This window comes from Corynebacterium sp. MSK041 (assembly GCF_030232265.1).
Taxonomy (GTDB): domain Bacteria; phylum Actinomycetota; class Actinomycetes; order Mycobacteriales; family Mycobacteriaceae; genus Corynebacterium.
The window spans coordinates 1-733 of sequence record NZ_JASPJK010000045.1; the positions used below are offsets into that span (position 1 = coordinate 1).

The window sequence follows — 733 nt, forward strand, 5'->3', positions numbered from 1 at the left end:
TGAGGTTACCCTCGTTTAGTGGACACCCAACTTGTACGGATGTTGTGTCCGTAGGAGAGGATGTTCATTGTGAGTCAACAACGCAAGAAGTACACGCCGGAGTACCGGCGTGAAGCCGCGAATCTCGTGATTGAGTCGCAGCGCCCGATCGCTCATGTGGCCCGAGAGATCGGTGTCGCCCCGGGGCTTTTGGGCAAGTGGGTCAAAAACGAGCGGGAGCGACGCGGTGCTGCTGATGGGATGAGCGAGGCGGATCTTCGGGCTGAGAATGCGCGCCTGCGCCGTGAGCTGGCAGAGGCCCGGATGGACAACGAGTTCTTGTCAAAAGCGACAGCCTTCTTCGCCGCGAAGCAACGCGAACAGAAAAGTTCGAGCTAATGCGACAGGAGAAGGCGAACTACAGCATCAACCGCATGGCACGCTTGTTAAAAGTGTCACGGTCCGGGTACTACAAATGGGTCAATAAGCAGGAACAACGGTTATCCGGAAACGATGATCGGGCAGCATTCTACGACGATGTTGACCGCAAGATTCACCAGATCTGGTCAGAGTCTGATCACGTCTACGGTGCCCCGCGGATCACCGCAGAACTCGCCGAGCGCTACGGCATTGCGCTCAACCGTAAGACTGTGGCTAAGCGGATGCGCCTGATGGGGATTGAGGGGATTTCACCGCGTGCCTTCGTCCCGGTGACCACGATTCAGTCCAAGCGTACGTCCACGCTTCCTGACCT

2 protein-coding genes are annotated in these 733 nt (G+C 57.3%); both read left to right on the plus strand.

Going from position 1 to position 733, the window contains the following annotated elements; translation table 11 throughout:
* Positions 1-60 precede the first annotated feature (60 nt).
* Positions 61-378, plus strand: coding sequence for a transposase (locus tag QP968_RS11110; RefSeq protein WP_284856454.1), 318 nt, complete (start codon positions 61-63; stop codon positions 376-378).
* Positions 378-733 (plus strand): IS3 family transposase (locus QP968_RS11115; protein ID WP_284856455.1); only part of this gene is annotated, 356 nt, incomplete at its 3' end. The genes QP968_RS11110 and QP968_RS11115, both read left to right, overlap by 1 nt.

Coding starts and splice junctions, on each gene's coding strand:
- QP968_RS11110 (WP_284856454.1), top strand. CDS start 61: ATGTTCATTGTGAGTCAACAACGCAAGAAGTACACGCCGGAGTACCGG.